We start from the raw sequence: 13658 nt of genomic DNA, 5'->3' as shown, positions 1-13658 counted from the left end.
CAGGCGTGGATCCATCGGTGGAATTGTGTTCATACCCCGGACTCGATGATCGAATCGCGATCGTCAGGGCGGGAGACGAAGTTGATGCCGTGTTCGTCCGGACCGAAAGGTTCAATGTCCTGATCGATACGCTCGGAACGCCCGAACTGTGCCTGACGGCGCTGGACCTGCTCGGGGAACAGACGAACGCTCGTCCGCTGATCGTCATCAATTCGCATATGGATTGGGATCATTTCTGGGGGAATGCCGCCATTGCTGGGCGCGCTCCGATTATCGCGCATGCCGCCACGCTCGACCGTTTACACGACCCTTCCGCACGGGAAGTCCTGAGGCACAAGGCAAGCCAGGATTCGAGGTTTCGGAACGTCGACCTCATCGGTCCCGATATTACCTTCTCCGGCTCGATGACCCTCAACGGCGGCGATCTGACGCTGGAACTCATTCATACGCCGGGACACACGCCCGACCATATCGCCGTATGGATTCCCGAACTTCGCATCTGCCTGGCCGTCGACGCGGTAGAATACCCCATCCCCGAAGTCTGGAGCAAAAATGCCGGCGACCTGCGCTTGATCCGTTCCTCGCTCGAGCGGATACGCGACCTCAATGCAAGACTGGTCATCCCGGCGCATGGCCGGACGCACTCTCCTTCGGCGGTGGATGACAACCTCGCCTATTTCCAAGCCCTGGCCGATCGTGTCGGCAGTTTGAGCGAGAGCCAGCTGGCGGATCCGCAACTGGGCAGTTCAAGCGGCCTGCGGCTTGAAGACTTCGTCCCCATCCCCGACGGAATGCCTTCCGACGTCGTGGCGTTCTACCGGAACTGCCATGAGACAAACCTTGGCGCCACGGTTCAGGCCCATATCGAAAAACTGAATTCGCATAAAGAACGTCTGGAGGCCGGAACGTGAAACTGTTGGAGGGCGGACGAACCGGGCAGATCTGGCAGGACGGCAATACCGTGATCAGGCCTTCGGGCGCATGGACGCCGACGGTGCACCGGTTTTTGCGCCATCTCAGGAGCAGAGGCTTTCTGGGAGCGCCGGATCCTATCGAGATAACCGAGAACCAGGAAGTCGTCAGCTATGTCAGCGGGCGCGTCTGCGAAGACTTGAGCGACAAGTTTGTCGGATCGGAACGCATGCTGCTTTCCGCAGCCAGGCTTCTGCGCGATTTTCATTCGGCATCTCAGGGGTTTCTGGAATCGGATCACGAGATCAAGACATGGATGCTGCCGCCACAGGAGCCGCGCGAGATCATATGCCACGGCGACTACGCGCCCTACAATGTCGCGACGGCAGACCATGAGGCTGTCGGGATTATCGATTTCGATACCGCCCATCCCGCACCGCGCCTATGGGATCTGGCCTATTCGGTCTACCGCTGGGCGCCGCTTTCCGATCCCGCCAATCCTCATGTGACCTTCGGCATCGACGAACAGCTGCATCGCGCGGAAATGTTTTGCACGGCATATGGGGCGACGATGGAAGACCGGCTCCAGCTGCCTGAGATGATCTGCAGACGGCTGCAGGCGCTCGTCGATTTCATGCTGGCAAGTGCGGGCGCCGGAGATGAGACGTTCATGGAGGACGTGGTTGCCGGAGACGCCCGGCTGTATCTCAGCGATATGGACTACGTTCGCAGCAATCGGGACCGGCTGCTGAAGGCGTTGTGCTGACGTACCATCGCCAAGCCGAATGTCTGCCGCATACCCCCTGCATCACATATTTAGAGCCACTTCTTCCGACGGAAGAAAGTGAAGAGGCCCAGGCACAAGGTGACGATGACGCCTAGCACGACGAAATAGCCGTACTGGAATTTCAGCTCCGGCATATCGTTGAAATTCATCCCGTAGATTCCGGCAATCGCGGTGGGAACGGCGAGGATTGCCGCCCAGGCGGCGAGCTTGCGAGCGATCGCCGTCTGCTCCGTCTGGCCGATCATCACGCTGGCCTCGAAGGCGAAGGCGAGGACCTCGCGCAGTGCATCGATATCTTCCTGAACCCGGCGGACGTGATCGGTCACGTCGCGAAACAGCGACTGGAGTGTGGGATCCATGCCGGGAAGATCGATGTGCTCGTATCGCCGGCAGACGTCTACCAGCGGCACCACAGCATTGCGCAGCCGCAGCAGCTTGCGCCGCAACAGGTAAAGCCGTTCGATGTCGGACTTTTCCAGCTGTTCGCGCAGCACCAGATCCTCGAGCTTCTCGACCTCCTCCTGCACGACCTCGATGACAGGCATGTAGTTGTCGACGATGAAATCGAGGATGGAATAGAGAATATAGTTCTCGCCGTGGGCAAGTGCTGCCGGCGTGGCCTCGCATCGCTGACGCACCGCCAGATAGGAGGACGAATCCCCGTGGCGGACGGAAACGACATAACCGCGACCGACGAACAAATGCGTTTCGCCGAAGACGATTTCGTCATCCTTCATATGGGCGGTCCGGGCGACGATGAACATCGCGTCGCCGTAAATTTCCAGTTTCGGGCGCTGGTGGGGCTGCGCCGCATCCTCGATCGCCAAGGCATGGAGGTTGAACTCGGCCTGGACCTGATGCAGCAGCACTTCATCAGGCTCGTGCAGGCCGATCCAGACGACGGCATTCTCCCGGCTTCGCCATTCGCCGGCCTCCTCTATCCTGATGTCGCGAATGCGTTGCCCATGCTGATAAACGGCGGCGGCCACGACGCCGGGCCGTTCATACGGAGGCGATGTGGAACCCCCGTCTGCCAGCGCGGAAATACCGTTCAGATCCTTCAGCCGTTCCAAATCGAGCTATCCTCTCCATGGCCGCACGGGATCATATATCCGCGGAGCCATTCCCTTCGCCGGTCAGGCGCTCAGCCGATCATAATGCTATTTCGTAAAACATGCATCACTGGATCGGTGCCGGGTATGACCAGCCGCCTTCATTGTGGCCAGGCGCCGGGCAGCGTCATGTGTCCGTGGAAATATCGTCCCAATCCTGGTCCATGTAGCCAATCAGCCAGTTGAGGGCGTAATGCCGTTCGTAGACCACGCCCTTATCCAATCCCGCAGGTGGCTCCTCTCCCTTCAGCTGCGCATTCACGGCGGCCCAATCGTAGCGGTAAATGAGGTCGGCGGCGTCCAGGAGTTCTTTCTGCGGACGAAGCTTGGCGCGACGCATCAGCCCGTCCGTCCCCAGTTCGCGCAGCGTGTTCGCAATGAATGACACGTCGCAAATATGGTCGGGACGTTTAAGATCGGAGCTGATCCCGAGCGCCCACAACATGACGTGCACGCCCTCATAGCGCCAGGCGAAGTTCGTCCGGTCCTGATCCGTGGGATCGGGATCCTCCATGAACGCCCGTTCTTTCGGGGTAAAAAAGCTTGTCGCGTCGAACTGCTGGATGAGAGCCTGACCCATTTCGTGGTCGCCGGTCTCGCCTTTCACGGCGACGATCGCAAGCGCAATCGTGCGCTGAACGACAGCCTTTGTATTTCGGCGGGTGCTCTCGCTCTCGGGCTCGATGGTCGGCAGATGATCGATGGTCGGCACCCCTTCCGATTGAAGCTGGGCGATAGACCGAGCTTTGCGTGCCCCTGCTTCGTCGGCGGGTTGCGAAACGGCTGCATGCATCGGAAGGATCAATGCGAGAAGGGCGGAAAATATGCGCTTCATCATTTCTGGCTCCCATCATTCCTGATGCCGCATCGATAGGGATTTTCCTCAATCAGCGGGAGGCTCAGCACGAAGGCGGCGGCGATTTTCAGGAAAACTGGTAAACGGCGTTTTTACATCTGGGACAAATCGTTAAATTTTTTTCGCGTGCAGCCGTCCATGCGGTTGCCGCTCGCCGCTGAAACGGGCGGCGACAGGAAACCCCGAGACAGAAAGGCGCCCGGCGATTGCCAGGCGCTTTTCATTCGGTCAGGACGCGAAGGCTGGATTGCGCCGCGCGCCCATTCTCAACACGAAATAGATCGCCCCGCCGATGGCGACGCCGAAGAACCAGCCGCAGGTGCCCCACCAGTCCGGCAGGATGGCGGTGAAGGTCGGCAGGATCGAGGAGAACAGCGCCCAGCTCTCATCATTGCGAGCCAACGACACGGCCGGCCAGACGAAACGGACTTGCGACTGCGGCGCCGGCGGCATCGAAAACATAGGCGCCAACATCTCCGGCGGTCGAACGCCTTCCGCTTTCGAAGGAGGCAAGCTGCGCTCCGAACTTGGCGAGCGATGCGTAGCGGTCATGCCCCAGCCCGTCGGATGCCTGGATCGACGTGATGTCGATGACCCGAAGCCTTTCCTTCAAGGCAGCCTCCCTGATGACGGGATCGTCGATATCGAGGCGTCCGACACGCGCCCGCTCTCCCGCTATGAAGCTCGAGGCCACCAGCGCCCGGTCGTCCTTCGAAACGAGAAGAGATATGGGGATCGGCATCCGACCGATATCCTTCAGCTGGGACCGGAAAACATCGACGTCGATGTCAGGGGCGGCGAGGATCACCGCCAGTTTGCCGATGACCTCGTCGCGATGCTGTAGTTTGAGCTGGCGCACAGTCTCCATGACCAGGAATCCGCCCATGCTGTGTCCGAAAAGGATGATGCGTTTCACCTTTCCTGAAGCCGAGAGCGCGGCGACAAGCGAGTCGAGGTCGCTGCGCGAGGAGAGAGCCGCATCGCGGTCGGCGACATAGCCGGCGACGGCAGCGGCCGAAGGCCACGAAAACAGAACCGGAGAACCCGGAATGTCGGCGTCCGCGGCAATCTGCGCGGTGCGAAACAGCGCCTCCTGATAGCTATAGTTATAGCCATGCACGAAGATGCCGACAGTGCCGTCGGACTGCGTAGAGCGGAGCGCCTCCTCTACGAAGGCGTCCTTTGCAAGCTGCTTGCGCCTGATGACAGCAAATTGGCGTTCGGGATCCGGTCTCGATGTCGGATATGTGATCGCGGTGTCCTTCCGGCCGGGCGGGACCGAAAACGCATATTGCTCGTAGGTAAGATTGTCAGCCCAGGCGCTCCCGAACCCGCCCCGTATGCTATCGGGGGTTCTGTTGGTCGCTACGAGCACGTTCACGCTGACCGGGGTCTTTTCGGCATGAGTCGGTTGACTCAGATGAACTGGCTTCAATACGTCCGGCGATGGTCTCGTCGCACAGCCTGCGAGCATCGCCAGGCCGATCGCGGCAATGATGGCCGGCCCGGTCTTCAGGAGCTCTCGGTGATCTGCCTTCGAGGGCTCCGGAGAATATCGTTCCGTCATCGATAAATTTCCCCTGGGATCAAGGCTCTCGGGCGCGCCAATCTCGTCATGCGGCATGTCGTTCTCGTTCCCGCGTGGGATGGCATCGCCTGCGCCACCCCACACATTTTATCGCGGCCCGTGTTGCAGCGGCCGCCGCGGCGGCCGTGGGCGATGGCCGTCGAAGACTGCGTCATACCTCTGCCGCCGCGGCTTCGGCCCGAACGCCTTCGTCCCTCGGAATCCTGAACCACGCGACGTAGAGCGCAGGCAGGAACAGCAGGGTGAGTGCGGTTCCGACGACGATGCCGCCCATCATGGCGTAGGCCATCGGCCCCCAGAAGATCTCGCGCGAGATCGGGATCAGCGCCAGCGTGGCGGCCGCGGCCGTCAGCATGATCGGCCGCATGCGGTGTTCGGTGGCCTCGATGACCGCTTGCCAGGCCGCCATTCCTTCACTGCGGAGATGCTCGATCTGGACAACCAGGATGACAGAGTTGCGGATCAGAATGCCGATGAGCGCGAGCACGCCCAGGATCGCGACGAAGCCCATGGGGGCGTTGCTGAGGAGCAGGGCCGCGACGACGCCGATCAGGGCCGTCGGCGCGACGGCGAACACCAGGAACAGGCGGCTGAAGCTTTGCAGCTGAATCATCAGGATCGTCGCCATCGCAAACAGCATCAGCGGAGCCACAGCCACGATCGGCCCCTGTGAGTCGGCGCTGGATTCGACCGCCCCGCCCACTTCCACCTCGTATCCCACCGGAAGGCCTTTCTGGAATTCTTCGACCTTCGGCTTGAGCTGTTCGACGACCGTGGCCGGTTGCGTCGGACCGACGACGGCCGCCTTGACCGTTATGGTGGGTTGCCTGTCGCGACGCCAGATGGTCGGCTGCTCGAGCTCGTAGCGGAAATTCGCCACGGCAGAGAGCGGCACGACCTTGCCGTTGGAGGTGGAGAGCTGAAGATTCTGCAGCGTCTGGATGGAATCGCGCTCGGATGCCCTGGCGCGGCCGATGACGTTGACCAGGTAGATGTCGTCTCGAACCTGGGTGGCCGTCGAGCCTTCGACGATGCCGTTGAGGGCGGTGGCGATGTCTTCGGAGGATACGCCGAGCTGGCGCGCCTTGTCCTGCAGCACATCGACCTTCACCACACGAGACGGCTCGTTCCAGTCCAGGACCATGTTCGCCAGAAGCGGATGCGATCCGATGACGCCGGCAAATTTCTGGGAGAGATCGCGGACCTTTTGAATATCAGGGCCGCTGACCCGGTACTGGACCGGCTTGCCGACGGGCGGACCGATGTCGAGAAGTTTCACGAAGGCGTCGGTGCCGGGGAAGGTTTTCGTCAGATAGTCCTGCAGCTCTGTTCGCACCTTGTCGCGCACGTCGAGCCCCTTGGTGACGATGATCGTCTGTCCAAACGACACGTTGGGCGTCTGCACGTCGAAGGACAGGATGAAGCGCGGGGCGCCCTGGCCGACATAGGTCGTCCAATGATCGATATCCTTGTTGTCGGCCAGCATCTCTTTTTCGAATCTCGCCATCTGCCTGTTGGTTTCAGCGATCGAACTGTTGTGGGGGAGGTTCCAGTCGATAATGAGCTCAGTCCTGTCCGAGCTGGGAAAGAACTGCTGCTGCACCAGCCCCATGCCGCCAATCGAAAGCCCGAAAACGCCGACCGTCAGAATGATGGTGACCCAGCGCCAGCGCATCGCCAGGCCCAGGAGCCAGGAGAAGACCGAGGCGAAGCGGCCCTTCTTCTCGTGATGCGATTTCATCGTCTTCGGCAGGATCGTGACGCCGAGAAGCGGCGTGAACAGCACCGCCACCACCCAGGAGACGATCAGCGAAACCGCGATGACGACGAAAAGCGTGAAGGTGAATTCACCGGCAGCGCTGTTGTTGAGACCAACCGGAATGAAGCCCGCTACGGTGACGAGCGTTCCCGTCAGCATCGGAAAGGCGGTCGACGTGTAAACATGGGTGGCGGCCTTCCTGAGATCGTCGCCCGCCTCCAGGCGGGCCACCATCATCTCGACAGCGATCATGGCGTCGTCGACAAGCAGCCCGAGTGCGATGATCAACGCTCCGAGCGAGATGCGCTGAAGCGAAATGCCGGAATACTCCATCACCACAAAGGTGATGGCGAGCACGAGCGGAATGGAGATCGCCACCACCATGCCGGCGCGAAGACCAAGGCTGATGAAGCTGATGATCAGCACGATGACGATCGCTTCGAAGAGCGCGCGGGTAAATCCGGACACCGCTTCGTCGACAACGGCCGGCTGATCGGAAACGCGGTGGACATCCACGCCGATCGGGAGGTCGGCGACGACACGCTTCATCTGCGCGTCGAGCCCCTCGCCGAACTCCAGAAGATTGGCGCCCTGCTTCATTCCGATTGCAAGCCCGATCGCAGGCTGGCCGTTGAACCGGAACAACGCCGACGGCGGATCCACGTAGCCGCGTTTAATCGTGGCGACGTCGGTCAGCGGAAAGAAGCGGTCGTTTATCCGAAGATTGATCGATCTCAGACTTTCCTCGGACGTGAATTGTCCACTCACCCGCAATGCAATGCGCTCCGGCCCGGCGTCGACGAAGCCGGATTGCGTGACGGCATTCTGCGCCTGCAGGGTCTGGATGACCGACTGCTGGTCGATCCCGAGTGCTGCGATCTGGCGCGTGGAGAATTCCAGATAGATCGCCTCGTCCTGGGCGCCGACCACATCGACCTTGCCGACGTTGGGCACGGTCAAGACCTCGGAGCGGGCGTTTTCCACGAGATCGCGAAGCTGCCGCTGGGTAAGGCCGTCGCTGGTGAAGGCGTAGATGTTTCCGAACACGTCGCCAAAGCGATCGTTGAAGAAAGGACCGACGACGCCGGTCGGGAAATCACCCTTGATGTCGGCGATCATGTTGCGGATGCGCAGCCAGGTCGGCGCGACATCCTTTGCCTTGGTCGTCGGCAGCAGCTCGACGAAGACGGTCGTCTGGCCGGCAACGGTCTCGCTCTTGGTATAGTCCAGCGATTCCAGTTCCTGGAGCTTCTTCTCGATCCTGTCGGTCACCTGCCGCGTCACTTCTTCGGCGGAGGCGCCGGGCCACTGGGCGGTGATTACCATCGTCTTGATCGTGAAGTTCGGGTCTTCCTCGCGGCCGAGCTTCACGTAGGAGAAGGCGCCTGCGAGAATGAAGACGATCATGAAGTACCAGACGAGCGAACGGTGTTCGAGCGCCCAGTCGGAAAGGTTGAAGGACTTCACTGGCTGATCTCCTGGTCGATCCTGATGGCCTGGCCATCTTCAAGTTTATGCACGCCTGCCACGACGACCCTTTCTCCGGGGGCGAGCCCCTCGGTGACGCGGACGCTGCCACCGTCTTCGACGTCGCCATCGATCTTCACGCGGCGAAGCGATACCTTTCCGGCAGGCGCATCGACGATCCAGACACTCGGGCCGTCGCTGCCGGCAAGGATTGCCGAGGAAGGCAGCACGATCTCAGGATCCGCGGCAATGGTTGCCGAGGCTGTGATGACCGAGCCGAGCCTGAAGGCTTCGGGCGGATTGCTGAGCGCGATCTTGGTCCTGCTCGTGCGGGTAGAGGTCTCCGCCTCCGGTGCTATTTCACGCACGATCCCGGACGTGCGGATGGCCGGATCGAGCTGCAGCGTCACCTCGAAGGGCGCGCCGATCTTCAGTTTCTGGGCGGCGGCCTGGGGCACGTCGACCACGGCGTCGCGCTTGTCCGGCCGGGCGATGGTCACGACCGTCTGACCGGCCGACACCACCTGCCCGACCTCGGCCGAGGTCGCCGTCACCACCCCGTCGAACTCCGCCCGAAGCTGCGCGTAACCAAGTTGCTCTTTGGCCTTGTCGAGGTTGGCCTGCGCCTTGGCGACGGCGGCCGCCGCCGTCCGCCTTGCCTGTTCAGCCTCTTCGAGCGAGGCTTCGGTGCCGGATCGCGATTCCAGCAGCGCGCGCTGGCGCTGCTCCGTGGTCACCGCATTCCTGAGTTGGGCGTCGCTGTTTTCGACGTCGGACTGCGCGTTGCGCACGGCAAGCTCCAGCGCCAGAGGATCGATGGCGGCAACGACGTCATCCTTCTTGACAAGATCGCCGACATTGACGTTGCGGGCGATCATCCGCCCGAGAATCCGGAACCCGAGTTCGGTCTTGATCGTCGGCTCGATCGTGCCGGTGAGGCTCAAACTTGAGGCCGACGTCGGCTTGACTGTCATCGACAGCACGGGACGGGGCGCTTCCTCCTTGCTTTCCTCCTGCGGCGCGCAGGAGGAGATCAGGGCCGTACCCATCATCAGAGCGACTATGTTGAGACGAATACTCACTTGGAAGCTTCCTTGACATAAGACACGATTTCACCCGGCCTGAGGAACTTGGTTCCGTCTGCCACCACGACCTCTCCTTGCGATACGCCCGACTTGACGATGAAGCTGCCGGTCTCATAGCCGGAGATATCCACCGCCCGAACCGAAACCGCAGACGATGCGGGATCTACGATCCAGACGGCCGGCTTGCCGTCCTTGGATGTCATGGCGGACCAGGGAAGCTGGATGACGTCCTGGGAGACGTAATTGAATCTTCCGACGACGGGAGCGCCGAGAGGCATCGGAGTGTCGCTCGATATCGCGACCTTGACCTTGATGGTTCCGGTGGAGGAATCGATCGTCGGCGAAATCTCGCGAACCTTCGCCGCGATCTTCTGCGTCGGGTCAGATAGAAGGGCCACTGTGCCATCGCCGTCGATCGGGCGCAGGAACGCACTTTCGACCACCTCAAAGACAGCATCGCGGTCGCCGTCATGGGCAAGCGTGAAGACGACCTGAGCGGCCTGCGCCACCTGCCCGACCTCAGCATTGCGGGCGGTGATCACCCCGTCGGCATCCGCCTTCAGCTCTGTGTAAGACAAGGTATCCTGAGCGGTTTCCAACAGCGCCTGGGCCGACTTCGTCGATGCCTGCGCGGTCAGAAGCGCCTCCTGCGCCTGGTCGAGTGCTGCACGCGTCGTCACCTGCGTCCGAAACAGGCTCTGCTGGCGGTCGTATGCGAGCTGCGCCTGGGTCTGCTGCGCCTCAGCCGACTGAAGATTGGCTGCCGCCACATCCAGCTCGGCCTTCTGCTCTTCCGGATCGATCCGCGCCAGGAGCTGCCCCGCCTTCACGAACTGTCCGACTTCCACCAGCCGCTCGATGATCTTGCCGCTGACGCGGAAGGACAGATCGGTCTGAACACGCGCCCGCACTTCTCCTGTGACCGCGCCGCCCTGAGCCAGCGGCTCAGCCTTGGCGACGACGACGCCGACCTCTCGTGGGGTTGGCCCAGCCGGTCTGCTCTCATCGCTGCATGATCCCAGACCCATGGCGCATACGATCGCTGTGGCGACCAGAATGGTTCTCATAGTTGACCTCTTGCTCTCAACGGCAGCTGCTATATAATTGACTGACCGATTAGTCAATGAAACTTTGCGTCGCAGGGAGAGAGCGCACGCAGCAGGTTGGAGGATCAGAAAATGACAGCCCAGAAGAAGCTCACACGCGCCGAACAGAAGTCGCTGCGGCCCATCCAGATTCTCCATGCCGCCTTCGAAGAATTCGTGAGATGCGGTTTCACAGGTACGAGAGTCGAAGACATTGCCGACAGAGTCGGCGTCACCAAGGGTACGGTGTATGTCTACTTCGAGACGAAGGAGAAGCTTTTCGAAGCCATGATCAACCATTTTTCCGTGCCGTTTCAGGAACTGCTGGGGATCACCGAGAACCTCAGCGGCAGCGCCACCGACCGGCTGATTTCCATTCTCGGCCTGCTCTACGAACAAATCGCCGAGGATCGCACGACCCGCGAACTGACGCGGCTGGTTATTGCCGAAGGACACCGGTTCCCCGACCTGATCGACCGCCACCACGACCAGTTCATTGAGCCGATCATCACCAAGGTCGACTCTCTCATTCTGGAGGGTGTGGCGTCAGGGGAGTTTCGCGAAGTTCCGGTGGAATTCTCCGACATCGTGGTCGCGCCCATCCTGACGACGACAGTTCTGCGGCTGATATTCGACGACCGCCGCGTGCCCACTCCAAACAAAGAGGCCTTCCTGCGGGCCTATTTCGACCTGCTGCTCAATGGCCTGCTTGCCAAACCTCACTGATCGCCGAATGACGAAAAATACCGCGCCAGGCACGTAGCTTTTCTAAAGTTTTTATGTGAAAACATTGAGTTAGCTGTGGCTTCGAAGGCACGACCTCAATTCGCGACGGAAAAAGTGGAACGCAAAGTCAATCTCAAGGATGTCGCGCGCGACGCGGACGTGTCGCTGAGCACGGCCTCGCACGCGCTCAACGGAACCGCACCGTTGACGATCGAGGTGCGCGAAAGGGTTCTGGATTCAGCCAAACGCCTTGGTTACCTCGATCGCCGGAGGAAGAAGGCGACGATTGCGGCCTTGCGCGTCCTGCTTCTTGCGATTCCCGACGATGCAGCACCGGAGAGCGATCTCAATCTGGTGAGTTGGACGATCCTCAACGGTCTTCGTAGGGAGTGCGAACGTCGCGGCATCAGGATCGTGCCTTTCGTCAGCACCGGCCGGCGCATCGACGGCGCTCAGGTCAGGCAGATCGCGCTCTCGGAACGTGCCGACGGCATCGTGGTCCTGAATGACGATCAGCCGGAACTTATCCGCAGCCTCGCCTCCCCTGATATGCCTGTCGTCATCGTCAACGGCGAAGATCCGGCCATGCTGGTCGATACAGTCACCCCCGAAAACCGCTTCGGCGCGAGGCTCGGCATCGAGCACCTGCTGGCGCTCGGACATCGCCGCATCCTGCACCTGACCTGGAAGGGGCGCACGACGATCCAGCGCCGGTATGACGGCTTTTCCGATGCCTATCTTGCCGCCCAGCTTCCCGTGCCGGACGATATGATCGTCGAGGCCGAGGGATATGAGCCTAGGCACGGCGAGGCTGCGATCAACGCGCTGCTCGACCGCGATCCCACGGTGAAAGGAGCGACCGCCGTCTTCTGCGCCGCCGACAATCTGGCGCTCGGCTGCCTGAAGGCATTGGCCGATCGCGACATCCGCGTGCCCGAAGCGATATCCGTGCTGGGGTTCGACGATATCGTCCCCGGCGAGTTCAGCCGTCCGCCGCTCTCGACGATCAGCGTTCCCACAGACCGGCTCGGCGCTGCCGCTTTGGCGCTCATCGAACAGAGGCTGATCGCCAACGATCCGCAGCGGCCGGCTCATCGCCTGGAACTCGGATGCCACCTCGTCCTGCGCGGCAGCATCGCGCCGCCGCGTTAGATGTCCCGGGCGTGATACTGTATTCCGGCATCTCGTAGATGGAATTGGAGAGGTCCAGGCGATTAGTTGGGAACAGGGCCGTTCACTTCATGCCTGTTCCGGCGATGCCCGTGGTGATGTACTTCTGCAGGAACAGGAAGACGACGGTGACAGGCAGCAGGCTGAGGAACGTCATCGCCAGGATATAGTGCCACTGCACCGAGAACTCTCCCTGGAATGCATTCAGGCCGACCTGCAGGGTGAAATTCTCGCGACTGTTGAGGACGATGAGCGGCCAGAGGAAATCGTTCCAGCGCCAGAGCACGGAAAAGATCGCCAGCACCGCGAGAGCCGGCGCCGTCAGCGGCAGTATGATGCGCCAGAAGATGCAGAATTCGCTCGCCGCATCGACGCGCGCCGCCTCTATCAGTTCATCGGGTATGGTCAGCATATATTGCCGCAGCAGGAAGACGGCGGTTGGAGAGGCGATCGTCGGCAGGATGACGCCCCAGAGATTGTCGGCAAGGCCGACCCCGACGATGACGAGATAGGCCGGCACCATGACGACGGCGAGCGGGATCATCAGCGTCGAGATGATGATGACGAAAACGGTCGTGTCGCCACGAAATTTGTATTTCGACAGCGCAAAGGCCGCCATGGCGTTGACGATGAGCGTCAGAAGCGTCGCAACAACGGTGACGAACACCGAGTTCTTGAGGAAGGTCAGGAAGTTGAAGCGCGTCAGCGGATCGGTGTAATTCTCGGTGGCGACGGTTAAATGCTGCACCGGCGTCATCCCTTTGACGTCGACGCTGACGGGTGGTCCCGGATTTGCGGGATCGACCATCTGGGCCTTGAGGCCAATGCGGCGGACCATGGCCATCTCGCGTGGCTTACCGTCGATGGTCACCTGCCAGAGGCTGAGCGGTTTGTCGAATCCGGGCACCGTCTGCTCCACCGCGGCACGCGGAAGCAGCGCCGGCGGAAACCGGGTGATCTCAGCTGCCGGCTTCAGCGAGGAGAGACCCGCCCAGACGACGGGAACGAGCACGGCGAACGTGCCGCCGATCAGCCAGACCCATGACAATATATCGGTGATGTCGATGCGCCCGGCCCGGCGCGTGCGCGAGAGAAAGCTGATCGGGTTCAT

Annotated in this window: 11 protein-coding genes and 1 pseudogene; 4 read left to right on the top strand and 8 right to left on the bottom strand. The window is 61.2% G+C overall.

Annotated features, from left to right (window positions below; translation table 11 throughout):
* Window positions 1-5 precede the first annotated feature (5 nt).
* Both RlegSU303_RS28510 and RlegSU303_RS28505 read left to right on the top strand, forming a co-directional pair.
* The gene (locus RlegSU303_RS28510; protein ID WP_017956708.1) at window positions 6-911 is read left to right on the top strand and encodes an MBL fold metallo-hydrolase; all 906 of its coding nucleotides are present in this window, start codon (window positions 6-8) and stop codon (window positions 909-911) included.
* Window positions 908-1678 (top strand): aminoglycoside phosphotransferase family protein, encoded by a 771-nt coding sequence (locus tag RlegSU303_RS28505; protein WP_017956709.1) that lies wholly within the window; start codon window positions 908-910, stop codon window positions 1676-1678. The genes RlegSU303_RS28510 and RlegSU303_RS28505 overlap by 4 nt, the downstream gene beginning before the upstream one ends.
* A 50-nt stretch (window positions 1679-1728) precedes the next feature.
* Here RlegSU303_RS28505 and corA read toward each other — a convergent pair whose 3' ends face one another.
* From corA to RlegSU303_RS28470, 7 genes and pseudogenes are all read right to left on the bottom strand, one after another.
* Complete coding sequence (gene corA, locus RlegSU303_RS28500) at window positions 1729-2772, bottom strand: magnesium/cobalt transporter CorA (RefSeq protein ID WP_017956710.1); 1044 nt, start codon at window positions 2770-2772, stop codon at window positions 1729-1731.
* A gap of 166 nt (window positions 2773-2938) precedes the next feature.
* Window positions 2939-3649, bottom strand: coding sequence for a DUF4272 domain-containing protein (locus RlegSU303_RS28495; RefSeq protein ID WP_131620178.1), 711 nt, complete (start codon window positions 3647-3649; stop codon window positions 2939-2941).
* Window positions 3650-3895: 246 nt separating this feature from the next.
* Window positions 3896-4045: pseudogene (locus RlegSU303_RS28490) on the bottom strand (nitrate reductase); the annotation flags it as partial.
* A 10-nt stretch (window positions 4046-4055) separates the two neighbouring features.
* Window positions 4056-5141: an alpha/beta hydrolase gene (locus RlegSU303_RS28485; RefSeq protein WP_231283904.1), complete on the bottom strand. Its 1086-nt coding sequence runs from the start codon at window positions 5139-5141 to the stop codon at window positions 4056-4058.
* 265 nt (window positions 5142-5406) lie between these two features.
* Window positions 5407-8481 (bottom strand): efflux RND transporter permease subunit, encoded by a 3075-nt coding sequence (locus tag RlegSU303_RS28480; RefSeq protein WP_017956714.1) that lies wholly within the window; start codon window positions 8479-8481, stop codon window positions 5407-5409.
* Complete coding sequence (locus RlegSU303_RS28475; protein WP_131620179.1) at window positions 8478-9563, bottom strand: efflux RND transporter periplasmic adaptor subunit; 1086 nt, start codon at window positions 9561-9563, stop codon at window positions 8478-8480. Before RlegSU303_RS28475 ends, RlegSU303_RS28480 begins: the two co-directional genes overlap by 4 nt.
* Window positions 9560-10633 carry an efflux RND transporter periplasmic adaptor subunit gene (locus RlegSU303_RS28470; RefSeq protein ID WP_017956716.1) on the bottom strand — a complete coding sequence of 358 codons (1074 nt, stop codon included), beginning with the start codon at window positions 10631-10633 and terminating at the stop codon, window positions 9560-9562. Before RlegSU303_RS28470 ends, RlegSU303_RS28475 begins: the two co-directional genes overlap by 4 nt.
* 111 nt (window positions 10634-10744) lie before the next feature.
* On the opposite strand from RlegSU303_RS28470, the gene RlegSU303_RS28465 reads away from it, so the two are divergent.
* Complete coding sequence (locus tag RlegSU303_RS28465; RefSeq protein ID WP_131718981.1) at window positions 10745-11377, top strand: TetR/AcrR family transcriptional regulator; 633 nt, start codon at window positions 10745-10747, stop codon at window positions 11375-11377.
* Window positions 11378-11491: 114 nt separating this feature from the next.
* On the top strand, window positions 11492-12529 hold the full coding sequence (locus RlegSU303_RS28460) for a LacI family DNA-binding transcriptional regulator (protein ID WP_017956718.1): 1038 nt from the start codon (window positions 11492-11494) through the stop codon (window positions 12527-12529).
* Window positions 12530-12611: 82 nt separating this feature from the next.
* On the opposite strand, the gene RlegSU303_RS28455 is transcribed toward RlegSU303_RS28460, so the two are convergent.
* Window positions 12612-13658 (bottom strand): carbohydrate ABC transporter permease, encoded by a 1047-nt coding sequence (locus RlegSU303_RS28455; protein WP_017956719.1) that lies wholly within the window; start codon window positions 13656-13658, stop codon window positions 12612-12614.

The sequence above is a fragment of the Rhizobium sp. SU303 genome (assembly GCF_021052345.1).
In the GTDB taxonomy this organism is placed as follows: Bacteria; Pseudomonadota; Alphaproteobacteria; order Rhizobiales; family Rhizobiaceae; genus Rhizobium; species Rhizobium laguerreae.
The sequence above is the reverse complement of the archived record's forward strand: the minus strand, read 5'-3'. Positions and strand labels throughout refer to the sequence as shown.

Coding starts and splice junctions, on each gene's coding strand:
- RlegSU303_RS28495 (WP_131620178.1), bottom strand. CDS start 3,649: ATGATGAAGCGCATATTTTCCGCCCTTCTCGCATTGATCCTTCCGATG.
- RlegSU303_RS28485 (WP_231283904.1), bottom strand. CDS start 5,141: ATGCTCGCAGGCTGTGCGACGAGACCATCGCCGGACGTATTGAAGCCA.
- RlegSU303_RS28465 (WP_131718981.1), top strand. CDS start 10,745: ATGACAGCCCAGAAGAAGCTCACACGCGCCGAACAGAAGTCGCTGCGG.
- RlegSU303_RS28455 (WP_017956719.1), bottom strand. CDS start 13,658: ATGAACCCGATCAGCTTTCTCTCGCGCACGCGCCGGGCCGGGCGCATC.
- RlegSU303_RS28470 (WP_017956716.1), bottom strand. CDS start 10,633: ATGAGAACCATTCTGGTCGCCACAGCGATCGTATGCGCCATGGGTCTG.